The sequence below is a fragment of the Desulfovibrio sp. GTC20076 genome, from assembly GCF_055385905.1.
Genome location: NZ_AP039366.1, coordinates 2,741,039 through 2,764,927, shown reverse-complemented (window position 1 = coordinate 2,764,927; position 23,889 = coordinate 2,741,039). Strand labels below are relative to the sequence as shown.

Genomic DNA, 23,889 nt, shown 5'->3' with positions numbered 1-23,889 from the left:
CAAAGGAAAAGCCGTACCGCCGGAAGCCGCACAACCACAATTCGGCCAGCAGGCCCCTGCCCTGCCGCAAACAGATACAGCCGCACACATCTGCCCGTTTTTTGCAACGGACCGGCATGTCCATAAAAAATACCTGCCTGCTGTGGGCATGCCGTCATGCCACCTCCTTGGCGCAGCAGGCCCGGTCCCTGTCTGCACACGTTGAGCGCACCGCATATCGCATTGCCAGCCGCCGCCTTCGGCGCTATATAGCCCGCATGGCAAAAAACCCACGTCAACGCGCAGACCAGCTTGTTTTTGAACAGGGCCTTGCGGACAGCCGCGAGCAGGCCCGCCGCCTCATCATGGCTGGCAAGATAGCCCTTGCCGCCGGTGTACCCGGTGCGCCGCCACAGCTTGTTCCCAAGCCGGGGCATCCGTATCCGGCTGACACGGCCTTTGCCCTGCTGCAGCCGGAACCCTACGTCAGCCGCGGGGCATACAAGCTGCTGACCATCCTCGACCAGTTCAAGCTGGACGTGACCGGCCTTGTGTGCCTGGATGCCGGAGCCTCCACGGGCGGCTTCACGGACTGCCTGCTGCAAAGGGGCGCGGCCCGCGTTTACGCTGTGGACGTGGGGCGCAACCAGCTGCATGAAAAACTGCGGACCAATGCCCGCGTTATCAATCTTGAAGGCGTGAACCTGCGCCACGCCGAGGCCGGGCTTATCCCCGAACCGGTGGACATGGTGGTAGCCGACGTTTCCTTTATATCGCTCACTCTCGTGCTTCCCGCCTGCATGACCTGGCTCAGGCCCGGGGGCCTTGTGGGCACGCTTATCAAACCACAGTTTGAACTGGGACCGGGCGAAACAGTCAAGGGCGTGGTGCGGGACGAAGAAGCACGGCAACGAGCCGTGGACAAGATACTCGCATTCGGCCGGGCCAGCCTGGGCCTGAGCTGCCGTGGCGTACTGCCTGCGGCCATCAAGGGTCCCAAGGGCAATCAGGAGTACATGGCACTTTTCGAACGCGGCAACGCGGTTGTGGAAAACGACACAGCCCGGAACCGGGCCTTTACCCCTTGAAGCAGCCCCCTTGACTGGTCCCGCTGCCACCCGCCGCGCAGGCGGCCCGAATAAAGACAGCCTGGGGCCTTCAAACGCGCATTGGCCTGTTATTTTTCTACAGCGAGAGCAGATGGCCTTTGAGAATGTACATTCTCAAAGGCCGGAACACGCCCGTTACTGCGTTTGCGCCTCCACGGCGGGCGTCTGCCCGCACAGCCGTCAGGGCAATTTCAAAGACAAGCTGCGCTAGTGTCCGGAATAGTCCAGCACGTTGTTCAGCGAGGCGCTGCTGCTTTTGATGTGCCCCGTATCAAAGACATGGCGGGTCAGGCGCCAGCCTTCCATGTCCAGCACATCGAGTTTGCCCTTGTGGTCTGGCTGCAGCCCGCGGGCCAGCGCCTCCAGCGTTTCGTCCACAGGAAAATACGTGCCCTCAAAGGATATGCGCGCCATGTCCCCGTCCATCTCGATGACCGGAATATCCGTTTCGTCAGGCAGGGCATCCGCACAGGCGTGAGCCAGAGCATCATAAAATTCCCGGTCCACAGGGTATACATGCCCATAGACCTTGAGCAGAGGGTTGCGGCTCACGCTGTCACTTCCTTTTTTCAATGCCGCCGGGCAACGGCGTATCTGTTTTCTGCGGCACAGGCGGCATTTCCTGCGCGGCTGCGGGCGGCTCCTCCCCGTTCGCAGATGATGATGCGGCTTCCCGCAGTTTCACAACGGCAGGAGGCAGACACTGCCCCTGTGCGCGCACCAGAACAAGCCCCTCGCAATCGCCAAGGGCGCAGGCCGCGCTGAAATCTTCACACATGCCCGCGGTATCCTGCCGCTGCATGCGCACCGCGCCGCGGGCGCGTAAACGCCGCGCCCGGTCTTCGCCTTGTGGCTCGATGCCGTGCCGGCGGGCCAGGGAAACTGTCAGGTCAGCCTCGGCAAGCGCCAGCTGTTGCAGGCGCAGATGCCCGAGCGCCCGGATATAGCGCGCGCGGCTCAACCCGGAATCCAGATCAAGGGCCGCGTCACAGGAGGTTACGCTTTGCAGGGGCAGATCATGGCGCATCTGCGCTTCGGCCAGCAAAAGCCATACCGAGGGACTGTCCGGCACGAGCAGGGCCGCCTGTTCCAGCAGGGGCAGATCCCCGGCCTGCACAAGCCAGCCGTCCGGATCGGCATCCACCAGCATGTCCTGCACGTCAAACATGGCCTGCAAGCGACGGGCGGCAAGGCTCCAGTGGCTTTGCGCCCACACCTCGTCCGACAGGGCTGGCGGCGTCTGCAGGGGCGGAGCGGCTTTAGGCACAGTATTTGCCGAAGCAACGCTGCCGGACGGCACAGGTTGCGCATCCCTCTCGCCTGCGGCCGTTGCCGCGGCAGCCCCCTCGGCAACGGCTGAAGCAGGGACCAAAGCAGCGCCAGAAACGCCGCCCGTGAAATCTGGCTTGGCCTCGGTCCGCCCGGGGGATACGGCAACGGCGGGCGGCGGGCGGCGGGCGCCCATACCCGTACCGGCCCGGCCGGAAAAAAGCTCGTCCAGGGCATTTTTGTGCGCGTTACCCCGCTGCTCTCCGTGTCCCCCCACGTCGGGCAGGCTGACAGGCGCGCGGAAGGTGCTGCGGCCAAAAACGGACCAGTCTGATCCGTCTGGACTGGCCGACATGGCCGGACCGCCCGAGCTGTCAGGATTGGCCGGACCGGCCGCCCCCTGCCTCGTTTCCGGCAAAAGACGACTGTTCATAAGCTGCAAAAGGGCCGCGCTTTCCCGCAACAGTTGCAGACGCATCTGCATAAGGTCAAAGCTGTGCAAAATATGCGACATGCCTGCGGCTGCCGCCGGGCGTACCTCAAGGCTCACTTCCGCCCGGGCAAGACCGTTGCCGGCAGAATGTGGCGTGCCCACAGCTTTGGGCGTGTTCACGGCTCTGTAAAGGTGGGCGGCCAGCGCCAGACGCTCTTCTGCCCTGACCGCGCCCATGCGGATGTCGCGCCGGTTGGGCAGGGCCTCAGCGGCGGCCCGCAAGGCCCGCAAACGGGCGCGCCCCCCGGCCAGAACCAGACCAGACGCATGACTGAGGGGCGGGCGTACCACAACGGTTTCACTGCGCTCAATGGGGCTGACAAGAACCAGTGGTGCTGATAACGCTCCTTCTTCCACCGGGTTTTCTCCGGCAGCCCCCCCGGCACCGGCCGTTACAGCGAGGGCGCCCCCAGATGCCGGGGAATGAGCAGGCAGGGCCTCGGCACCTTCGGCTTTTACCGGGCGTGCCAAGACAAGACCGCCGGCCACAAGGGCCGGCGGCAGCATGCAAAATCCCGGCACAGCCAGTGTCATGACTGTGCAAAAAAACAGAAGATTCAAAGCCCGCAGGGGCTTACTTCTTGGCCTCGATAGCCTGGACAATCTTTTGCGCCATGGGTTTGATAAGTTCACGCAACGTGTCCAGCATGAGGTTATCAGCCGTGGACCCCAGGGGCATGACCGTACGCGACTGCGAGGCATTGAGCGTTTCGCTGTAGATGCGCCCCTGCCGGTTGGCCAGGGCGTAGTTCACGCGCATGTTGGTGGCAAGGTCTGTGGCGGAATTTTCCTTGAGCCAGACCTGATCCACGTCGCCGGTTACGAGGTAGTCGGGATTGCCCGCCCGCGCCTGATTGACGCTGTCGGCATAGGAAACCTGCAGGCCGTTACGGGCCAGTTCATCAGCCAGAGCCTTGCTGATCCACTGGGTAACGCTGTCGCTGGTGACAAAGGCGCTGTTGTCGCGGCGGGAACCGATCACGGTCTGATCCTGCCGCTTGTCCTCAAAAGCCACCACCGTCACCCGGGGGGCCTTGGGACCGGGCAGCACGCCGCCTTCCATAAAGGGCGGCGGCATCAGCCGCACATTGTTGGCCGGGCCGCAGGCAGTTGCCAGAAAGGCCAGCAAAACAAGATATAAGACGTTGCGCACAGGTTTCATGACAGCCTCGCGTTTTATAGAAATTCTCGAGAGTATTCCCGTGAGCTATATACGGAAAAAGCCAGCCTTGCAAGGCGGCATACCCCCATGCTAAAGGAATAATATTGTCGCGGGCGGCCCAGTGCTGTACCGGCATTCGCACCTTCCGGCCCTTGAGGCTTCTGCTTTTATCCGCAAATATGCTGCGGTGAGTACAGCGAAGATAAATGCGCTTTTTTGTTCCTGTCCGGCGCGCAAGAGCGCGTTTTCGTACAAAAGGCACATTTTTTCTGCCACAGGCCGGACCATACGCATGCCACTACAGCCTTGTGCCGCAATTTTTACCGCGAATCCGGCGCAATACAGCGCAGATTTTCAGGAGCGGTCATGATTGATCTTAAACTGGTGCAGAGGCAGCCCGAAGTTTTAGCCAAGGCCCTGGCCGACCGGCATTCGGGTATCAGCGTAGACGCATTTCTTGAGCTGGACGGCCGCCGCCGCTCCCTGCTTACGGAAGTGGAAGGGCTTAAAAGCAAGCGTAACGAGGCTTCAGCCCAGGTGGCCGCGCTCAAGCGCTCCGGCCAGGACGCTGCCCCCCTGCTCACCGAACTGTCTTCCCTGTCAGACCGCATCAAGGAACTGGACGTGGAAACGACGCAGGTCAAGACTGACGTGGAAAACCTGCTCATGAGCATGCCCAACATTCCCGACAGCACCGTGCCTGTGGGCGCCGACGAAAACGAAAACGTCGAGGTAGGCCGCTGGGGCGAACCGCGGCAGCTTGACTTTGAACCTCGCCCGCATGACGACATCGGCACGGCCCTTGGCGGACTGGACTTCGAGCGTGCCGCGCGTCTTACAGGCAGCCGCTTTGTCGTGTCCCTGGGCTGGGCCGCGCGCCTTGAACGCGCCCTGGTGAACTTTTTTCTCGACAGGCACACCCGGCACAATGATTACCTTGAGGTAAGCCCTCCCTATATGGTCAACCGCGCCTCAATGACAGGCACGGCCCAGCTGCCAAAATTTGAAGAAGACCTCTTCAAGCTGGCCGAGTGGGACTATTTTCTCATCCCCACTGCGGAAGTGCCGCTGACGAACCTGCATGCGGGCGAAGTGCTTGAAGAGTCCGACCTGCCGCGCGCCTACTGTGCGGCCACGCCCTGCTTCCGTTCCGAAGCGGGCAGCGCGGGCAAAGACACGCGGGGCATCATTCGCCTGCACCAGTTCACCAAGGTGGAGATGGTACGCTTTGCCCACCCCGAAGACAGTTTCAACCAGCTTGAGCTTATGCGCGGCCACGCCTGTAACCTGCTGGAACTGCTTGAACTGCCCCACCGTGTCATCACCCTTTGCACCGGCGATATGGGCTTTGCCGCTGCCAAGACCTATGATGTGGAAGTATGGCTGCCCGCCCAGAAAACCTACCGTGAGATCTCTTCCTGCTCCAACTGCACGGACTTTCAGGCGCGCCGTGCGGACATCCGCTTCAGGCCCAAGGGCGGCAAAACGGCTTTTGTCCACACGCTCAACGGCTCCGGCCTGCCCACCGGGCGCACCATTGCCGCCATTCTGGAAAACGGCCAGCAGAAAGACGGCAGCGTGGTGCTGCCCAAGGTGCTGGTTCCCTATATGGACGGGGTGGAAAGCATCGAGCCGCGCTAATAACGCTTTTCAGGGTACGGCAAACTGCCCTGAAACTGTTTTGACGGCTTTGCATTGATAAAAAACGGGGCTTTGGCGCCAGGTGCATACCTATAGGGTAGACCTGACGGCAAAGCCCCGTTGCATGATACATGATGCACAGCCGCTGAAGCTATGAGCCTGCAACGACACGCAACCGCCACCGGAAAAACCGCCTATCCAGTCTAAAAGACTTTTTTAAGAAGAGTTACGTTCATATGCCGGAGCTTGCCCTTTGCAAACGCGCCAAAGGCCGTAAAGTGCGGCGAAACATTGTGCGCGTCCACCGCCTCTTGTGAGGCCCAGGTTTCAAGCACAAACAAACGGCACATGTTCGAGACATCCTCGGTAAGCTCATACCCCCGGTTGCCGGGTTCTCCGCGGCTGCCGTCCACCAGAGCGCGCAGCTCGGGCATGAAGGCTTCGCGATACTGCGGCAGCACTTCCAGTTCGGCCACTATATGTATTTCACTCATGATACTGCTTCCTTCCTGCCGGACGGCCCCGCGCCGCCCTGCTTTTTGCGTTCAAGCCCCTCGGCCACGGCCTGAGCCAGGCCGCCCAGCGAGGTTTCCTTGTAGCGGGACTGCAAATCAAGGCCCGTGCGGTACATGACCTCAATGATGGCATCCAGAGAAATAACGCGCTGCCGCCCGTCTTCCAGCCGTGAAAGCTGGGCGCAGTTGACCGCGCGTTCCGCAGCTACCCCGTTGCGCTCGATGCAGGGTATCTGCACAAGGCCGCCCACAGGGTCGCAGGTAAGGCCCAGGTTATGCTCCATACCGATCTCCGCCGCCACTTCCACCTGCTTTACGCTGCCGCCCGTTACCGCGCAGTAGGCTCCGGCAGCCATAGAACAGGCCACGCCCACTTCACCCTGGCAGCCCACCTCAGCCCCGGAGATGGAGGCATTGATCTTGTAAAAAAGCCCGATGGCCCCGGCCGTAAGCAGAAAATCCAGTGCGCCGTCTTCCGTGGCATGGGGGTAGAAATTCTGGTAGTAGGTCAGTACCGCGGGTACAATACCGGCCGCTCCGTTGGTCGGAGCCGTCACCACCCGCCCGCCGGAGGCGTTTTCTTCGGCAACGGCAAAAGCATACAGCGTGGGCCACAGACTCAGATCACGGCGGCCCTGGGCCTGAAGGGCACTGACCTTACGCAGCAGATTGGGCGCGCGACGGCGCACGTTGTAGCCGCCGGGCAATACGCCGTCGGTATAACAGCCGCGCTCCACCGAATCACGCATGACATCCATGACGGCCTGGGCACGGCGGCGCACCTCAGCCTCTGAGTGCCAAAAACTTTCATTGACCATGACAATCTGGGCCACGGTCTTGCCTTCCCGTTCGCAATGGGCGAACAGTTCTTCGGCTGTTTCATAGACGTACGGCGGCGCGGGGTATTCTTCCGGCCCGGTTTCAAAGTCCGCATCAGTGCGTATAAAACCGCCGCCGATGGAATAGTACACGCGGGAATGCAGTTCCGTGCCGTCAGCGGCGTAAGCCACAAGCTTCATGCCGTTGGAGTGCCGGGGCAGAAACAGGCCCTTGTGCAAAAGCATGTCGCGTTCGTAGATAAACGGAATGCGATGCGCGCAAATAAGATTCAGGTCCGCATTATTTTTCAGTTCTGCTGTGCGCCGCACCAGATGGGCGGTATCCACCGTAGCCGGTTCCTCGCCCTCAAGGCCACCCAGGATGGCTCCGGTAGTGCCGTGCCCTTCGCCCGTAAGGGCCAGAGAACCAAAGAGATCCACGGTTACACGTCCGGTCAGGGGCAGCAGCCCCAATACCGCCAGTTCGCCCGCAAAGGCCTTGCCCGCCACCATGGGACCCACAGTGTGCGAACTGGACGGCCCGATGCCGATTTTGAACAGATCAAAAACGCTCAACATGACGTCCCCCGCGAAAAAAATGTGCAGCGCTGCACAATGGCGCGCAACTCCGCCTATTCTCTTGTGACACAGGAGGCCCCGCCACGCAACGTGTGGCACGGCGTGGCGCGTGAAAACGCATGGCTGATGGACAATCAGGAAAAGCTTGTCCTTCGGGAGGATGTTTTTATGGCCCTGCGGGCGCGAGGGCTTTTTCTTTGCTCTTTATTGGACGCCTGCGCGGCGGGCGGCCAGGCGGGGCCGGTTATGGGGATACGCCCCCTTCGCAGGCACACTCCCCCGCACCAGCAGGCCACACACCGATAAAAATTACTTCAGCGTAATAACGAAGTCATGAATGCAGGTCACGGCTCTGACCGTGAAGCGCTCGCACATGTGCGGCGGATCATCGGGGCGAAAGCCGCCGGGGCGCAGGTCGCGACAGTCGAGGCTGCCGAACTGCCTGGTAAACACAGCGGCATAACGCGCGCAGAGGGCCACGACCTCTTCGTCGTTTTTGCCCAAAACCTCTCCGTAAAGGCCGAGAAAAAGCAGTGCTCCTTCTACCAGCCCGCACTGGCCGCCCATGCCCCCGGCTCCGTGGCAGCCCCGCACAGCCTGATACAGTTGCGGATGCACGGGCTGCCCCGTCAGGTGCTCCAGACAGTACAGGGTCGTGTAGGCGCAGTTGGCGTTTCTTTCCCAATAACAGCGATGCACCAGGTCAACAATGCGTTCTTGTGTGCCCATGCTCATGTCACACTCCGAGCAGCTTTTTCCAGCGCGGCAACGCCGGGTCCAGATCCAGATAGTCCGGGGGCAGATGCAGCGGCGCTGTGCCTGCCAGGGCCAGCGCCACATCCTCTACATTGCCCGTGCGCGGCAGGGCCGCCACATCCTGCAAGGGACAAAGGTCAAAGTCGTCCACGGGCAGCATGCTTATGACGGGCAGGCCCTTGAGCGCCGCCTCCAGAGCTACCGTTGTGGAGTTTGAAGACCAGACAACAACGCCGGAAGCAAGCTCCTCGGCAATGGCTCCCCGGGCCACGCGCACCTCGTCGAAACGGCGACCCAGCAGAGCGCGCAGGCGCTCCTCCACCGGCAGATAAGGGTGGGGCTTGACCACGATCTGCCAGCCGTCCAGCAGACCGGCATGCAGGGCACGGGCCAGCAGAACCAGGTGGGCTTCTGTTTCATCCCTGAAAAAGCTTGTGACCGCCAGCAGGCGCTTCGACCCGGCAGGTACGGCCGCCGCATCTTCTGCCCCGGGCGAACGGCCACTTTCATGCGGCTTTTTTTCTTCCACAAGGTACAGGTAGCGCAGGGCCTCGACTGTTCCCAGTTTTTCCGGCGGCAGACCTGCTTGCAGCCACTGCCGGCAGGCCGAATCGCCGTTGCCGCGCACGAGGTCGGGCTGAAATTCGTCGCACGGGGGGCCAAAAGCGCGGGGATCATCAAAATAGCGAAAATCCGTGGGCCGTACGGTGGAGTGCTGCGCGCCGATAATCGCCCCCGGGGCCGCATGCCCGTTATGGGCGGCAGTGTCGCCGTGCGCAACCTCCTGCGCGGCCGGTTCCGGCGTGGGCGCGGCGGAACGCACGGCATGGGCAAGCATGCGCTCCCAGGGGCAGTTTTCAAGGGGGAAAAGCGTCCAGCGCTGCGGTCCTGCCGCCTGCGCGTACACATCAAGCGCCCTTTGCTGCAAACAGCGCTCAAGCCCCCTCCAGCCCCTGAACGATTCGGCCCAGTACTCGCCCATATACGGCCAGAAATTGACATGGGATCCGGCAAAGCGAAAGGCCGGGCGAACGGCCCGCTCCAGCCAGAGGCTGCTGACGCACAGACGCAGATGACGCCACAGGGCGGCCCACAGGTCACGATGGCGCAAGAATTCTTCAAGATAATGAAAGCTCGCGCCATCTCTGTTTTTTTGCCGGAAACGGTCACGCAGGGCAATGCACTGTTCAAGACTCAGCTGCGGCGCGGGAAAGCGGATAAAAAGCCAGCGCACCCACGGCGCGCCCTCTTTTTTAAAAGCTCCGTCAAGGGCGTCGTGCAGACTCTCCCAGTAGCGGGAGCGAAACCGCCCTTCTCCGGCGGCCTTCATGTCCACATTGGGAAAATAGGTGGCAATGGTGGCGGCCTGCACCGGCCCGTCCGGCCCCTGTACCGGGGGCAGCGCCCTGCCCGCATCCGGGGCGGCGGGCAGCCTGCGCCGCACTGACCACAGCCAGTGGGCGTAGCGCACCAGGGCGCGCAGCGGAGCCGGCGCCGCGTTGTACAGGCGGCGTGCCAGGCTCATGGCCGGCTTGAGGTTTACCCCGCTTTCGTGCTGCTCGATAAAAGTCCGGCCGGAAGAGGCGCACATATCCGCCAGCACCTCGCGCAGGGGCGCATCGCCGCCGCAAAGGCGCAGGGCGGTATAGCCCCCTTCGTCCATAAGACGCTCAAGGGCGCGCAGCTTGTACACCGTGTACAGGCCGGGCGTCATCTTGGGATGGCGCTCGTACAGCAGCGAGCACCACCACATGGAAAGGCCGTGGCCGCCCTTCAGGTATTCCTGCGCTTCCTTGCCGCCGACCACAAGACGGCCAAGATCGTAGGCCCAGGCCGCGTGCTCGGCGCGTATGGTCTCAAGGTCCTTGCGCAGGCGGGTTGCCAGGGGAATATGGCCCTCGGGAGCCTCCCAGCCTTCCCACTGCACAACGGTCTGCGCGGCGCCGCCCCTGAAGCTTTCGGGATTGACCGGGCATGGTCCCAGATCAGGAGCAACCGGTCCGGCTATGAGTATAAGCTCCTTCATGAGCGCTCCCGGCTCCGGTCAGGCTCCGCATCGGGGGCGTCATCCTCGTCCCGCAGGGGTCCGGCGCTGATGCCCGCGCTGCGCCCCGTGCTCAAATCGTTGAGCGCCGCCCATATGGACAGACCGTAAGGCGGATAGAGAACACCTTTTTCTGTAATGATGCCGCTTATATATTCCGCAGGCGTCACGTCAAAGGCAAAATTGAGAACAGGGACGTTTTCCGGACACAACCGCGTTTCTCCCATATGGGTCACCTCAAGCTCCGGGCGCTCTTCAATGGGAATGCCCGCCCCGTCAGGCGTGGCCGGGTCAATGGTGGAAAGCGGCGCAGCCACATAAAAAGGAATATGAAAATGCCTGGCCAGCAGCGCCACGCCATAGGTTCCTATCTTGTTTGCGGTGTCGCCGTTAGCGGCGATGCGGTCGGCCCCCACCACCACACGCTGCACCAGCCCGCGGCTCATGAGCAGGGCGCAGGCATTGTCGCAGGCCACTGTCACGGGGATGCCGTCCCGTTCAAGCTCCCAGGCGGTCAGGCGTGCGCCCTGAAGAAAGGGGCGGGTCTCGTCAGCGATGACGCTGACCTTCTTGCCCGCCTCCACCGCAGCGCGGATGACCCCGAGGGCAGTACCGTAGCCTGCCGTTGCCAGCGCCCCGGCATTGCAGTGCGTAAGTACACAGTCGCCGTCTTCAATACAGGCCGCGCCGTGACGGCCCAGAGTTTTGCAAACGGCCACGTCTTCATCCTGCATGGTCTGGGCCGCGTGGGCAAAAGCCGTCAGCAGGGGCGCGGGATCACCCGCCTCACCGCCCGCCGCAAGCCACACGCCGCGCATGCGCTCAACGGCCCAGCGCAGGTTGACGGCCGTGGGCCTGGCCGCGGCGATGCGCTCCATACCCTGCTCAAGCCTTGCCGCCCAGTCCGGCCCCTGAGCTTCCCTGAGCGCCAGCACGCAGCCCCAGGCCGCCGTAACGCCAATGGCGGGCGCACCGCGTACCACCATAGTTTGCAGGGCGTAAACCACGTCTTCCACCGAGCGGCAGACAAAGTCGGCCTCCTGTGCGGGTAGAAGCCGCTGGTCCAGCAGGTGCAATTCAAAAGTCTGGTGGTCAAAACGTATGTGGTCGTCCATGCTTTCCTCCGGTGGCGTACCCTCGGATCATACACCACAATAGCCTGAAAGCAAAGATGATAGGGTGCGGGTGGACCTCGGGAACGGCATGCCAGCACCCCCGCCAAAAGCAATGTAACAATGTGAAAAGAAGAGTTTAATTATCTTTTACAGCACCCTGAAGCTTTACAAACAGGCTTTCTGCTGGCTATGCTGCATCACACTGAAGAGGCCGCACCCACAGGTGTTCGCCGCGCCCGCGCCTGAGCGCGACAGCGCGCGTTTTTTCAGTACGCGCGGCCAGGCAGCACAGCAGGCCGCCGCGCCAACGCAAGGGCGCTTTTGCCTTTGACGAGACAATCATCATGCTCCGGAGCAGGACAATGGAAGAGTTTTCACGCATTCGCCGTCTGCCCCCCTACGTTTTCGCCGTGGTGGGGGACCTCAAGATGCAACTTCGTCGGCAGAATATCGACATCGTGGACTTCAGCATGGGCAACCCGGACATTCCCACGCCCGCCCCCATTGTGGAAAAGCTCACCGAGGCCGCAGCCAAGCCCATCAACCACCGCTACTCCCTTTCCCGTGGCATCCCCAACCTGCGCAAGGCCGTCTGTGACCGCTACAAGCGCCACTTCGGCGTGGAGCTTGACCCGGACAGCGAAGCCATTGTGACAATGGGTTCCAAGGAAGGGCTGGCCCACCTTTCGCTGGCCATGCTTGAGCCGGGCGATGTGGTGCTTGCACCGGACCCCACCTACCCCATTCACAAATACGCGCCCGTCATCGCAGGCGCGGATGTGCGCAGCGTACCCATTGGTTCCGGCCGCGACTTTTTTGAAGACCTTGAGGCCGCCATGCGGCATGCCTGGCCCAAGCCCAAGCTGCTTTTCCTCTGCTACCCGCACAATCCCACCACCGAGGTGACGGACCTGGCTTTTTTTGAAAGGATTGTCGACTTCGCCAAGGCCAACAACATCTGGGTCATCCACGATCTGGCCTACGCGGACCTGGTGTTTGACGGCTACAAAGCCCCGAGCTTCCTGCAGGCCAAGGGGGCCAAGGACGTGGGAGTGGAGTTTTACACCCTGTCCAAAAGCTATTCCATGCCAGGCTGGCGCGTGGGCTTCTGCCTGGGCAACAAGCAGCTTATTCACGCTCTTGGCCGCATCAAGAGCTATCTTGACTACGGCATCTTCCAGCCCGTGCAGATCGCTGCTACCGTGGCGCTCAACGGTTCCGAAGACTGTGTGAACAATATCTGCAACATTTATAAGGAGCGGCGCGACCGCCTCGTTGACGGCCTGAACCGCATAGGTTGGGAGGTTCCCTCGCCCAAGGCCACCATGTTCGTATGGGCGCGCATACCCGAAGCCTTCCGCAAGATGGGTTCGGTGGAGTTTTCCAAGCTGCTGCTTACAGAGGCCCATGTGGCGGTTTCTCCGGGGCTGGGCTTCGGCTCTTACGGAGACGAGTTTGTCCGTTTTGCCCTTATCGAAAACGAACACCGCACACGGCAGGCCATCAGCAGCATGCGCAAACTGCTGTCGGGCACGTCCGACTAGCGCAGATCAACCTTGAAAAAGTTTACATGTGCTAACGCTGCACGGGCGTGCAGCGCGCCGTAATACGGCGAACGCCTGCTCGTGCAGCCCTTAGGGCTGCGGCCGGGGCCTCATGAAAACTGAAAAAACGGGCGGCACATGCCCCCGGATAGAAGATAAAACACGAAGTCCGGGCCACGCGCCCGGACTTCGGCAAAAAGGTGCCTCATCAGTTACGGCATGGCGGCCGGGCACTTCAGGAGACATCATGACCAAGAACAGCGACAAGCCACTTGTAGTGGGTCTGGCCGGATTCGGCACAGTAGGCGGCGGCCTCGTGCGCCTGCTTGAAGAAAACGCGGACCTCATCCGCCGCCGCTCGGGTCGGGATATCCTGATCAGAAAGGTGCTCGTGCGCAATGCCAAAAAGGCGCGCAGCGTCCCCCTGCCCGAAGGGGCCGAACTGACCACCAATCCGCGTGATCTTACGGACGATCCGCAGATAGACGTGCTGGTAGAGCTTATGGGTGGCATTGACCACGCCCGCGACCTCATCGACCGCGCCCTGGACCAGGGCAAGCACATCGTCACGGCCAACAAGGCGCTGCTGGCCGAAGAAGGCCTTTCCCTCTTTCAGAAGGCTGACCGCAAAAAACGCATTTTGCGCTACGAGGCCAGCGTGGCCGGAGCCGTACCCATTGTGGAAGCCCTCAAGGAAAGCCTCACAGGCAACCGCATCCAGTCTCTCATGGGCATTCTGAACGGCACGAGCAACTACATCCTGTCCGAAATGACCTCCAACGGGCTGGATTTTGACGTTGCCCTCAAGCAGGCCCAACAACTGGGGTATGCCGAGGCCGATCCCACACTGGACATTGACGGGCATGATGCGGCCCACAAGCTGATTCTGCTTATCCGCCTTGCCTTCGGGGCCAATTATCCCTACACAGCCCTTTCTGTACGGGGCATTCGTGGCCTTTCAGCCCTGGACATCCGGCTGGCCCGGGAATTCGGCTACCGCATAAAGCTCATCGGCCAGGTGCGGCAGGTTCCCTGCCCCGAAGAAAAAATCGGTGGCAATGACTGCGGCGAAGGCCCGGTGCGCCTTGAAGCCGGTGTTTTTCCGGCCCTTGTGTATCACAAGTACCTGCTGGCCCGCGTGGGCGGCGCGTACAATGCCGTGCGGGTGGATGCCAACGCCTCGGGACCTCTCTTTTTCCACGGGCGCGGCGCGGGCGACATGCCCACCGCAGGGGCCGTGCTGGCCGACCTGCTGGCCGTAGCCCGCGATGAGCGCCCCAACAATACGGGCTTTGTGGGCAAGGAACTGCCCAAGGCTGCCATTGTGCCGCCCGAAGAATGGCGCTCGTGCTACTACGTGCGCGTTATGGTGCAGGATGCCCCGGGTGTGCTGCGCGATCTTTCGGGCTGTATGGCCGCAGAAGGCATCAGCATGGCCCAGGTCATCCAGAAATCTGACGAGGGCCAGGGTGTGCCCCTTGTTTTCATGACTCACGAAACTACAGCCCAGGCCATGAGCGACGCCCTGCAGCGCACTCTTGACGCCGGGCTGCTCAAAGAACCCGCGGTGTATTTCCGTGTGCTGGGTGGTGAATGATAATTCTCGATCAACCGTATGTTTCGCCGGAGCTGGCGGCCTATGCCGCCAACCGGCAGGAACCTGTGCTGGATAACGAAATGGCCCGCGCCTGCGCGGCCGAGCTTGAAGCCCAGGGCGGCCCTGCTCTCAATATCGTGTCTGAAGACCGTTTTGCCGCCCTGCTGCGCGAGGGGCAAGACAGCGAAGCCGCCGCCCCTCCACGTCTGTACACCTGCTCTGAAAATTCCCTTGCCTGGGTCACGGACCACTGTGCGCCGCCTTTGGCCCGCGCCATTGAAAAACTCAAAAACAAGGCCCTTACCCGCGAACTGCTCCGCCCCCTGGATCAGGATTATTATTACCGCCGCCTTGATTTCGCGCAGATGCAGGCCCTGCCCTTCGACGAACTGCGTACGCCCTGCATCCTCAAGCCCGCTGTGGGCTTTTTCAGCCTCGGCGTTTACCGCATCAACAATGCGGACGACTGGCAGGCCGCAAAAGCAGCCATTGCCGAAGAATCCTCCCGCTGGTCCGAGCAATACCCGCAGTCTGTGGTTGACGGCGATGACTGGCTGCTGGAAGAATACATCGAGGGCGACGAATTTGCCGTTGACGTGTACTTTGACCAGAACGGCCGCGCCGTCATCTGCAATATCCTGCACCACGAGTTCGCCAGCGCCGATGACGTGAGCGACCGCCTGTACTACACCAGCGCGTCCATCATCCGCGACCGTCTGGAAGAATTTGAAAACTGGTTCAACAGGGTCAACGCCATCCTGGGATTGCGCAACTTTCCAACGCATGTGGAGTTGCGCCGCAGCGATTCCGGGCGCATTCTACCCATAGAATTCAACCCGTTACGCTTTGCCGGCTGGTGCAGCACAGACGTGAGCCTTTTTGCCTGGGGCTTCCACTCCTACGGCTGCTTTCTTGAAGGCACGCGCCCCTGCTGGGAAGAGGCCCTCAAGGGCAAAGAAGGCAGACTCTATACCTTCATGGCCCTGAACAAACCCGCCAACTGCCCGCCAGTGCGCGATTTTGATTATGAAGCCCTGTGCCGCCGCTTTGCAAAGGTGCTGCGCATGCGCAAAAACGACTATTCCCGCTACGGCCTGTTTGGCTTTTTGTATACCGAAACCCCCGAAAACCAGCGGGAAGAACTGGACTATATCGCCAGTTCCGACCTGATGGAATTCGCGAGTTTCTGACAGCAGGAGGCTGCCTGTGCTGCATCTGGAAATTGAAACAACATGCCGCTGCGACATGCGCGACATCACAACGCAGCTACGCAGCCTGGTGCGGCGCAATGCCATTGAAAAGGGCTGGCGCAACGGCGTGTTGGCCCTTTTCTGCCCGCACACCACCTGCGGCCTGACAGTCAACGAAGGGGCAGATCCCGACGTGCGGCGCGACATGTTGACCTTTTTCAGCGACCTTGTGCCGCGCCACGGCGATTACCACCACGCCGAAGGCAACAGCGACGCCCACATAAAGGCCACCCTGCACGGGCCGTCCCTGACACTCTTTGTGGAAAACGGCCAGCTGTGCCTCGGCACCTGGCAGTCTGTGTACCTGTGCGAAGGCGATGGCCCGCGCTGCCGCACCATCTGGCTGCAATGGCTTGCCGGGCAGGAAGAATAACCCCACAGGCACACTGCTCCTGCCCGCACCTGTTTTCACCAGCCATGCCGGACACATGCCGTACAGCTGCGCCAAAGGGGCCTGCCCCACGGCGGCGCCACGACAGCGGGAAACCGTCCGGAAAAAGGACCGACGGGCAACTCCAGCGCCACCACTGCGGTCCGGCCTTCAGTATGAGTTTCCGGCCTTGCCGGAAGCGGGGCCTGTGGGGTAAAACAGCCCACACCCTTTGACCAGCCCCGCCGGGCCGCCCGCCATGATCATTCACATCGATATGGACGCTTTTTTTGCTTCTGTGGAGCAGATGGACAACCCCGACCTGCGGGGCCGCCCGGTTATTGTGGGTGGCAGCAGCGACAGAGGGGTGGTTTCCACCTGTTCCTACGAAGCCCGCACCTTTGGCGTACACTCGGCCATGCCTATGGTCGTGGCGCGCCGCCTGTGCCCGCAGGCCGTGATCGTGCGGGGGCGCTACCAGCGTTATGCCGAGCTTTCCCACGCCATCATGTCTGCCCTGAAAGATTTTTCCCCCCTTGTGGAACCGGCCAGCGTGGACGAGGCCTATATGGACGCCACAGGCATTGAGCGGCTTTTCGGTCCGCTGGAAGAACTTGTGGCAGGCATCAAGACCCGCGTCGTGGATGTGACCGGAGGGCTGACCTGCTCTGTGGGTGCGGCTCCGGTAAAATTTCTTGCCAAGATATGCTCGGACGTCAACAAGCCCGACGGCGTGTTCATCCTGCGGCAGGAAAATATGGACGCCTTCCTGTGCGCCCTGCCTGTAGGCAGGATACCCGGGGTCGGCAAACGCACGGTGCAGAGCCTTCAGGACCTCGGCGTCAGGACAGTCGGCCAGCTACGCCGCTTCAGCCCGGATTTTATGGAGCGCCGTTTCGGCAAGTGGGGGCTTGCGCTCTATGAGCGGGCGCAAGGGCGCGACAGCCGCAAGGTGGAAACTGAACGCGAGGCCAAGAGCGAAAGCGCGGAGTGTACCTTTGCCGAAGACACGCGGGACAGGGATTTTTTACAGCGCATGCTCATGGCCCACGCCGAGCGCGTGGGCAGCTCCCTGCGGCGCCACGGCTACAGGGGGCGCACCATCACCCTGAAGGTAAAATTCTGCGATTTCAGGCAGATCACGCGCTCCCGCACACTGGAAGAAGCCGTCAGTGCTACAGAAACCATTTTTGAAACAGGCTGCCGCCTGCTGGCAGAACTGCCCCTGCCGCAGCCCGTGCGCCTTATCGGCCTTGGCGTGTCGGGCTTTGACGCGCCCCCCGGCCAGCTTTTTCTGCCGGGCACTGGCAAGGCCGCAGGGCAGAAGCTCGATCCGCAGGTGGAAGCCAAAAGGCAGAAACTTGACGCCGCGCTGGACAGCCTGCGCGAAAAATTCGGCAAACAGGCTGTCCAGCGCGGGCGGCTGTTTACTCTGGCCCGCCAGCAGGACGCGCCGGAGCGCGTCAACAACGGCAAGGGTGATGGTGTGGAACAACCGCATGCCCGCAGGTGGCCCACACGAAGACAGTAAGGGCATTGCAACCGCCGGCTGAATCTATGGCATTTTACCTTTGGGCGAGAATGTATACTCTCAAGGGCAAGGCCCGCACGTTCCGGTGCTTGACAGCGCAGATACACGGCGCTTGCGCCGCCACGACGGGCGGCCGTGCCAGCATCTGCCAGAATATTTGCACGTGAAATGCTCTGGAGCAGATTAACTTTTACTTCGGCGTTTAACCGCGCAGATAAACTGCGCTTACGCCTCCGTAGCGAACGTCTGCTCACGCAGCCGTCAGAACAATTTAAAAGTTAAATTGTTCTAGCTGTCTTCCGCGTCACCCATCTTGCAGATGACAGCAAATTCTTCCTTGCTCACGGGCATAACCGAGAGCCTGGACCCCTTACGCAAAAGCTCCATGCCGAACAGCGCGGGAACCATACGCATGGCCTTGAGCGGCACGGGGTTGGCGAATTTTTTGACAAAACGGATGTCTACTGCAAACCAGAGCGGCTTTTCCGGGGTCGACCTGGGGTCAAAGTGTTCGTCTTCCGGCTCCCAGGCTGTGGGGTCAGGGTACCCGGTCCTCACTACGCGGGCCACACCAACCGCCGAAGGCGCGGTGACGCTGTGATAAAAAATGGCCATGTCGCCCACAGCCATCTGATCGCGCAGAAAATTGCGCGCCTGAAAGTTGCGCACACCGCCCCAACTGGTGACCTGATCAGGCTCCGCCGCGAGGTCGTCAATCGAATAACAGCCCGGCTCCGACTTCAGGAGCCAATACTTCGTTTCCATAAAAATCTCCAGGCTACAGGCTTCGGGCAGCGGATCCAGCACAGCAGCAGGTATTTCCTGCCGGTACCGGCCCGTGCACCCACGGCGTCAGTGCAGTATGTTCCCGCAAGCGGTTTCAGGCTCTCTTCACCCTGCGACAGAGACCGGAGTGGGGACCAAGCATCAGGATTGCCGCCGCTTGAACATTTTTTCCAGCTCAGGGCCATCCCAGCGCAGTACGCAGGGACGCCCGTGCGGGCAGTATTCCCTGTCCGGAGCCGCAAGCCACTGGCGCAGCAGCCCGGCGGCCTCATCATCCGTAAGGCGCTGCCCGGCCTTGATGGCCGCCTTGCAGGACATGGAAATAAACATGCCCGCCAGATCGTCCTTGCGCCCGGCCAGCGCTTCACGCAGAAAATCTCTGGCCTCGGCCCGCGAAAGCACGGGCGGCATGCCCCTGACCTCAAGCCCCGCGCCGGAACTTTCAAAGACAAAACCCAGGGATTCCAGATTTTCCCGCAGCTCAAACAGCCGCTCGCGCTCCGCCGGATGCAGCGACAGTTCCAGCGGCAGGGCCAGCAGCTGCCCGGAGCCGGCAAAGCCGCCCCGGCGCATGCGGGTATAGAGCACTCGCTCATGGGCCGCATGCTGGTCCAGCAGGATCAGGGCGCCGTCCCTGTCGCGCAGCACCAGATAGGTATTTGCCACCTGCCCCAGGTATTCCATATTTTCAACGCGCAGGGGCTGGCGGCTTCCGCCATGCCCGGCAGCGACATCACCCCGGTCATCCGCTGCATCGCCTGCACCGGCGGCATATGTGCCGCTGTCTTCCGCCATGCGGCCGCAGGCGGCGTCTTCCTGCTCCAGAAAAAAACCTTCCTGCGCGGCAGTGGCCAGACCGGCGCTTCCCGCAGGGGCAGACGAAGAAGAAAACTGCGCACCAAAAGCGGACGCATCAGAAGCGCCATCCGGGCCAGGCAGCCCAGATGGAGCGGACAAGCCAGCCCGGCCGGTAAATCCCGGCAAAGTGCCGTACGTGGCATGCCCGGCCTCTCCTTCCACAGATGCGGCGGGCGCGCTCACATGCCATTCGCCCTGGTCAGCGGCACTGTCCCGCTCCTGCCGCTCCACAAGCGGGGGATTATCCAGCCGCCCCCAGAATCCCTGCGGACGGGGCGCGGCACCCGCCGGGTCCCCCGGGTCCCCCGGGTCCGCGCCCGGAGCATAAGACTTGTCAGGAGAACCGAAAGTACCAGACGAATCTGAAGCGGGCGAATCTGAAGCGGGCGAATCTGAAGCGGGCGAATCTGAAGCGGACGAACCGGCCTGACCATACGCCCTGCCGTCAGCGGCAGGCGTTGCCCCTTCGTGCCAGGCGGCCTCGGCCACGTCAAACGATGTTACAAGCGCCCCTTGCACGGCGTGCAGCACCGCGGAAAACACCGCGGATTCATCCCTGAACCGCACCTCGCTTTTGGCCGGGTGCACGTTCACATCCACCTCGGCCGGGTCCATTTCGACAAAAAGGGCAATCTGCGGGTAGTCCCTGCTGGTCATACGCCCTTTGTAGGCCTGGCGCACGGCGGCCAGCAGGCGCTTGTCCGTCACCGAGCGGCCGTTGACATACAAAAGGATGCGGTCGCCACGCGGCTGGCTCACATTGGGCAGGGCCGCCAGACCATGCGCGCGGATGCCATGCCGCCGCCCGTCAAAGGGGCGCAGGGCATCCACGATGAGGCGCGGCCACAGCACGGCAAGGCGCTCGGCAAGGGTTTGCCCCGGCAGAAACCGCAGGGCTTCCCTCTCACCCGAATACAGGCAAAAACCCACCTGCGGACGTGTCAGGGCCAGACGGGCCAGCCAGTCCTGAGCGCGCCTGAACTCTGTGGAGGGGGTCTTTAAAAACTTCAGCCGGGCTGGTATGTTGGAAAAAAGATCACGCACTTCCACCAGCGTGCCCTTGTGCAGGGCCGCCGGGCCGGAGCTTTTGAGCAGGCCATGTTCCACCTCTACCCGGTGTGCTGCGGCCTGTCCCGCAGCGTCCTGGCTGGCTGAAGTGATGGTAAAGCGCGATACCGAGGCGATGCTCGGCAAGGCCTCGCCCCGAAAGCCGTAAGAAAGGATGCGTTCAAGGTCCTCCAGGCACCGTATCTTGCTGGTGGCATGACGTGTGACGGCCAGCTCCAGATCTTCCGCAGGGATGCCCCGGCCATCATCCTGTACACTGATGCGGCTTTGCCCCCCATTTTCAAGGCAAACATCAATCTGGCCGGCCTGGGCGTCCAGGCTGTTTTCCACCAGTTCTTTCAACACGCTGGCGGGCCGTTCAACCACCTCGCCGGCGGCGATCTGGTTGCGCAGCTCGGGTGGCAGCAGGCGTATATGACTATTTTTTTCAGACATGGTTTCAGTGTATGCGCCCATGTGCGGCATGGCAAGCGGCGGCGCAGGCCGGGAAAAAACACCCCCGCAAGGCGCCGCAGGGCTTGCCTTGCCGCCAGGGGTGCTTATGTATGGAAGGCAAGGCTGAAAAGGCGCGACGCCAAAAACACACATGTAAAGGCAGCGCGCCGGATGCTGAGGGAGGAAACAATGCACGACAACATCATGAAAGCCATTGCCGAACCCTTGCGCGGCCCTTTGTCGCCCAAGGGCTATGACCCTGAACTCCTGTACGTGGAATGCGGCCGCTGCGGCTCGCCCGTCATGTGGGAACAGGGGAAGGCCACGGATATTCTCGGAGTAGCGGGCATCGACCCGCTGGAACTGGATTCGTCCTGCCTGCTGGTTACAGATGCCTGCCCCCTTTGTGGCGGCAAGGGGCATTACACCGTCCAGATTTTTCGCGTTAGCGGCGATACGCAAACACGTCGCCCGCCCTATTTCGGCAATGCGTAGACTGCGGCGGGATACCCCACCCGCCCGATCCCAGGCCGCCGGTTCATGTGCCCGGCGGCCTTTCTGTTTTCTCCGGCAGGGAGCTTCGGCCACCCAGATTCCCAAGCGTCTGGCCCGGGCCGGCAGATCTCTTGCCTTCATGTGCGCGCAAAGCCTGTTTTTGCCCTGCGTTTCCACTGTGGGCATACTTTACAGCGAGGCCAGATCATTGACGCTACTGGCCGCTGTTGTTGTCTATTCCCTGGTTCTGCCCTTTGGACTCGCCATACTGGTCTATCAGGCTGCCCGGCTTTTGTCCTGATCCAGTGCAACTGCACGGCGCCACGGCTGGCAGTCTCTGGACCTTGTTGAAAAAAAGATGCCGCCGGAAAAATTCCCGCGGCATCTTTTTTACGACAAAAGCAGTGTTACACAGATGTCGCGAGATCACATGACAGGCGTGACCTGCGGCACGGTGATTCAGGCATACTTTCGGGTAATCTCGTCACCGGCCTTTTCCACATCCTCGCGCATTTTTGCACGGGCGGCGGCGAGCTTACGGCTGAGATCAGCGTCCGCCAGGGCCAGAATCTGGGCCGCAAGCCAGGCCGCATTGCGCGCGCCGGCCTTGTCGAGGGCCACCGTAGCCACAGGAAATCCCGGAGGCATCTGCACCGTGGCAAGCAGGGCATCCATGCCGCCAAGAGCCACGCTGGACACGGGAATGCCGATCACCGGGCGTGTGGTGCGCGCCGCCACGGCTCCAGCCAGATGGGCGGCCATACCGGCGGCACAGATGAAAACCTGCGCACCGGCGGCTTCGTGTTCGCTCACCAGCTTTTCCGTGCGTTCAGGGGTGCGGTGGGCGGAGCTGACCGTGATGACACAGCTTATGCCCAGGCTTTTCAGCACTTCAACACAGGGGCTGACCTTGTCTTCATCAGACTGGGACCCCATCAGTATAACCACTTGAGCCATGATATATCCTCTGCTTGCTGCCCCGCTCCGGCGCATTGCGCCCACAGCATTTTTGCGCGGTGATGGTTCACTTTCATATGGCTGCGTTGCAGCTTTAGCCGCAAGCCCTTGGGCCAACGGCTGAAATTATGTTACGCCCCGGCTACTTTATGCCTTTCAGGCGATTGATGCCCTTCTGCCCGATATCTGTGCGGTAAAAGCCGTCAGTCATACGAACTTTTTCCACAGCAGCGTAGGCGGCTTTTTTTGCGTCCTCCAGATCATTCCCCAACGCCGTGACGCAAAGCACGCGCCCGCCGCTGGACACCAGCGCGCCATCCCTGATGGTCGTGCCGCTATGAAAAACCTTGACTCCGGGCAGACTGTCGGCCTCTTCAATATCCGCAATGGCAAGCCCCTTGGAATACGCGCCCGGGTAGCCCTTGGCCGTCATGACCACGCCGAGGGCCGTCTTGTCGCTCTGGCCGATACTTGTGGGGTCGAGCCTGCCTTCCACGCAGTCGAGCATGATGCGGGGCAGATCGCCTTCGAGGCGCATGAGCATGGGCTGGCACTCCGGATCACCGAAACGCACGTTGTATTCCAGCACCTTGGGACCGTCCGCGGTCATCATAAGCCCTGCATAGAGCACGCCCACAAAGGGGTGCCCGTCCCTGGCAAGCTCGCGCAGAATGGGGCGCACGGTAAGGTCGGCCATTTCTTCAAGCATGTTGTCGGGCAAAATGGGAGCCGGGCTGTACGCGCCCATGCCGCCGGTATTGGGACCTTCGTCATTGTCGAAAACACGCTTGTGGTCCTGGGCCGAAGGCAGAGGAACGGCGCGTTCGCCGTCGCACAAGCAGAGAAAAGAAGCCTCTTCGCCCACAAGGCATTCCTCAAGCACCACAAGGTCGCCTGCGGCGCCAAAGGCGCGGGCGCTCATGATGTCGTTGACGGCCTGCAGGGCTTCCTGAGAATCGGCGGCCATGATGACGCCCTTGCCCGCGGCCAGGCCATCGGCCTTGACCACTAGGGGACCGCCCACCTTTGCTACATGATTTCTGGCCATTTCCACATCGCTGAACACGGCGCTCTGGGCTGTGGGAACATTGGCCCGCGCCATGATCTCCTTGGCAAAGGCCTTGCTGCCTTCAAGCCGCGCGCCGTAGCTGTCCGGCCCGAAACAGGCAATGCCCGCCTCGCGCATGCGGTCGGTAATGCCCAGAGTCAGCGGCAGTTCCGGCCCGGGAACCACAAGATCTATTTTTTCCCTGCGGGCCAGATCAACCAGCCCGTCCAGATCATCCACGGCCACAGGCACGTTGACCGCGCCTTCCCTGCTGGTGCCGCCGTTGCCGGGAGCGACGAAAACCGCGCTCACACCGGGGCTTTGCATGAATTTCCAGACCAGGGCGTGTTCCCGCCCACCGGATCCTATTACCAGGATGCGCATGCTCACTCCTTGCCGTGTGCTGATGAAAAGCAAAGCCCCATAAAGGGGCTTTGCCGGGGGCGGGCTGCCGCCGCAGTGCGCGTGGG

22 protein-coding genes are annotated in these 23,889 nt (G+C 61.7%); 10 read left to right on the top strand and 12 right to left on the bottom strand.

Annotation, left to right across the window (positions count from 1 at the left end; translation table 11 throughout):
- Window positions 1–257: 257 nt before the first annotated feature.
- Window positions 258–1,067: a TlyA family RNA methyltransferase gene (locus tag ACZ495_RS12085; RefSeq protein ID WP_464262903.1), complete on the top strand. Its 810-nt coding sequence runs from the start codon at window positions 258–260 to the stop codon at window positions 1,065–1,067.
- A 228-nt stretch (window positions 1,068–1,295) separates the two neighbouring features.
- Here the strand turns inward: ACZ495_RS12085 and ACZ495_RS12080 are convergent, their stop codons facing one another.
- The 3 genes from ACZ495_RS12080 to ACZ495_RS12070 form a co-directional block, all read right to left on the bottom strand.
- Window positions 1,296–1,640 carry a hypothetical protein gene (locus ACZ495_RS12080; protein ID WP_464262333.1) on the bottom strand — a complete coding sequence of 115 codons (345 nt, stop codon included), beginning with the start codon at window positions 1,638–1,640 and terminating at the stop codon, window positions 1,296–1,298.
- A 4-nt stretch (window positions 1,641–1,644) separates the two neighbouring features.
- Window positions 1,645–3,357 (bottom strand): tetratricopeptide repeat protein, encoded by a 1,713-nt coding sequence (locus tag ACZ495_RS12075; RefSeq protein WP_464262332.1) that lies wholly within the window; start codon window positions 3,355–3,357, stop codon window positions 1,645–1,647.
- A 67-nt stretch (window positions 3,358–3,424) separates the two neighbouring features.
- Complete coding sequence (locus ACZ495_RS12070) at window positions 3,425–4,012, bottom strand: LPS assembly lipoprotein LptE (protein WP_015939306.1); 588 nt, start codon at window positions 4,010–4,012, stop codon at window positions 3,425–3,427.
- Window positions 4,013–4,378: 366 nt separating this feature from the next.
- Between ACZ495_RS12070 and serS the strand changes: the two genes are divergently transcribed.
- Window positions 4,379–5,653 (top strand): serine--tRNA ligase, encoded by a 1,275-nt coding sequence (gene serS, locus ACZ495_RS12065; protein WP_015939307.1) that lies wholly within the window; start codon window positions 4,379–4,381, stop codon window positions 5,651–5,653.
- A 203-nt stretch (window positions 5,654–5,856) separates the two neighbouring features.
- Here serS and ACZ495_RS12060 read toward each other — a convergent pair whose 3' ends face one another.
- Window positions 5,857–6,147, bottom strand: a complete 291-nt coding sequence (locus ACZ495_RS12060; protein ID WP_407845181.1) for a putative quinol monooxygenase — start codon at window positions 6,145–6,147, stop codon at window positions 5,857–5,859.
- Window positions 6,144–7,565: an L-serine ammonia-lyase gene (locus ACZ495_RS12055; protein WP_015939309.1), complete on the bottom strand. Its 1,422-nt coding sequence runs from the start codon at window positions 7,563–7,565 to the stop codon at window positions 6,144–6,146. Before ACZ495_RS12055 ends, ACZ495_RS12060 begins: the two co-directional genes overlap by 4 nt.
- A gap of 36 nt (window positions 7,566–7,601) precedes the next feature.
- Between ACZ495_RS12055 and ACZ495_RS12050 the strand changes: the two genes are divergently transcribed.
- Window positions 7,602–7,871: a hypothetical protein gene (locus tag ACZ495_RS12050; protein ID WP_464262331.1), complete on the top strand. Its 270-nt coding sequence runs from the start codon at window positions 7,602–7,604 to the stop codon at window positions 7,869–7,871.
- Window positions 7,872–7,874: 3 nt separating this feature from the next.
- Here ACZ495_RS12050 and ACZ495_RS12045 read toward each other — a convergent pair whose 3' ends face one another.
- Genes ACZ495_RS12045 through mtnA form a run of 3 tightly spaced genes read right to left on the bottom strand, consistent with a single transcriptional unit; the run spans window position 7,875 to window position 11,480 of the window.
- Entirely contained in the window at window positions 7,875–8,300 is a 426-nt protein-coding gene (locus ACZ495_RS12045; RefSeq protein ID WP_015939310.1) for a C-GCAxxG-C-C family protein, read from the bottom strand.
- A 1-nt stretch (window position 8,301) separates the two neighbouring features.
- Complete coding sequence (locus tag ACZ495_RS12040; RefSeq protein ID WP_464262330.1) at window positions 8,302–10,347, bottom strand: TIGR04326 family surface carbohydrate biosynthesis protein; 2,046 nt, start codon at window positions 10,345–10,347, stop codon at window positions 8,302–8,304.
- On the bottom strand, window positions 10,344–11,480 hold the full coding sequence (gene mtnA, locus ACZ495_RS12035) for an S-methyl-5-thioribose-1-phosphate isomerase (RefSeq protein WP_072311655.1): 1,137 nt from the start codon (window positions 11,478–11,480) through the stop codon (window positions 10,344–10,346). Before mtnA ends, ACZ495_RS12040 begins: the two co-directional genes overlap by 4 nt.
- 362 nt (window positions 11,481–11,842) lie before the next feature.
- On the opposite strand from mtnA, the gene ACZ495_RS12030 reads away from it, so the two are divergent.
- The 5 genes from ACZ495_RS12030 (at window position 11,843) to ACZ495_RS12010 (ending at window position 17,772) form a co-directional block, all read left to right on the top strand.
- Window positions 11,843–13,024, top strand: a complete 1,182-nt coding sequence (locus ACZ495_RS12030; RefSeq protein WP_015939313.1) for an aminotransferase class I/II-fold pyridoxal phosphate-dependent enzyme — start codon at window positions 11,843–11,845, stop codon at window positions 13,022–13,024.
- 247 nt (window positions 13,025–13,271) lie between these two features.
- Window positions 13,272–14,621: a homoserine dehydrogenase gene (locus ACZ495_RS12025; RefSeq protein WP_072311657.1), complete on the top strand. Its 1,350-nt coding sequence runs from the start codon at window positions 13,272–13,274 to the stop codon at window positions 14,619–14,621.
- Window positions 14,618–15,811, top strand: a complete 1,194-nt coding sequence (locus tag ACZ495_RS12020; RefSeq protein ID WP_464262329.1) for an ATP-grasp domain-containing protein — start codon at window positions 14,618–14,620, stop codon at window positions 15,809–15,811. The genes ACZ495_RS12025 and ACZ495_RS12020 overlap by 4 nt, the downstream gene beginning before the upstream one ends.
- Before the next feature lie 55 nt (window positions 15,812–15,866).
- On the top strand, window positions 15,867–16,244 hold the full coding sequence (locus ACZ495_RS12015; protein WP_464262902.1) for a secondary thiamine-phosphate synthase enzyme YjbQ: 378 nt from the start codon (window positions 15,867–15,869) through the stop codon (window positions 16,242–16,244).
- Window positions 16,245–16,500: 256 nt separating this feature from the next.
- On the top strand, window positions 16,501–17,772 hold the full coding sequence (locus tag ACZ495_RS12010) for a DNA polymerase IV (protein ID WP_464262328.1): 1,272 nt from the start codon (window positions 16,501–16,503) through the stop codon (window positions 17,770–17,772).
- Between the two features lie 288 nt (window positions 17,773–18,060).
- Here ACZ495_RS12010 and ACZ495_RS12005 read toward each other — a convergent pair whose 3' ends face one another.
- Both ACZ495_RS12005 and mutL read right to left on the bottom strand, forming a co-directional pair.
- Window positions 18,061–18,537: an EVE domain-containing protein gene (locus ACZ495_RS12005; protein ID WP_015939318.1), complete on the bottom strand. Its 477-nt coding sequence runs from the start codon at window positions 18,535–18,537 to the stop codon at window positions 18,061–18,063.
- Window positions 18,538–18,699: 162 nt separating this feature from the next.
- Window positions 18,700–20,919, bottom strand: a complete 2,220-nt coding sequence (gene mutL / locus ACZ495_RS12000) for a DNA mismatch repair endonuclease MutL (RefSeq protein ID WP_464262327.1) — start codon at window positions 20,917–20,919, stop codon at window positions 18,700–18,702.
- Window positions 20,920–21,108: 189 nt separating this feature from the next.
- On the opposite strand from mutL, the gene ACZ495_RS11995 reads away from it, so the two are divergent.
- Both ACZ495_RS11995 and ACZ495_RS11990 read left to right on the top strand, forming a co-directional pair.
- Window positions 21,109–21,414, top strand: coding sequence for a hypothetical protein (locus ACZ495_RS11995; RefSeq protein ID WP_015939320.1), 306 nt, complete (start codon window positions 21,109–21,111; stop codon window positions 21,412–21,414).
- A gap of 139 nt (window positions 21,415–21,553) precedes the next feature.
- On the top strand, window positions 21,554–21,715 hold the full coding sequence (locus tag ACZ495_RS11990; protein ID WP_157735225.1) for a hypothetical protein: 162 nt from the start codon (window positions 21,554–21,556) through the stop codon (window positions 21,713–21,715).
- Window positions 21,716–21,873: 158 nt separating this feature from the next.
- Here the strand turns inward: ACZ495_RS11990 and purE are convergent, their stop codons facing one another.
- Both purE and purD read right to left on the bottom strand, forming a co-directional pair.
- Window positions 21,874–22,371, bottom strand: a complete 498-nt coding sequence (gene purE / locus ACZ495_RS11985; RefSeq protein WP_072311659.1) for a 5-(carboxyamino)imidazole ribonucleotide mutase — start codon at window positions 22,369–22,371, stop codon at window positions 21,874–21,876.
- 142 nt (window positions 22,372–22,513) lie between these two features.
- A complete protein-coding gene (gene purD / locus ACZ495_RS11980; protein WP_072311660.1) occupies window positions 22,514–23,803 on the bottom strand; it encodes a phosphoribosylamine--glycine ligase in 1,290 nt (429 codons plus the stop codon).
- Window positions 23,804–23,889 lie beyond the last annotated feature (86 nt).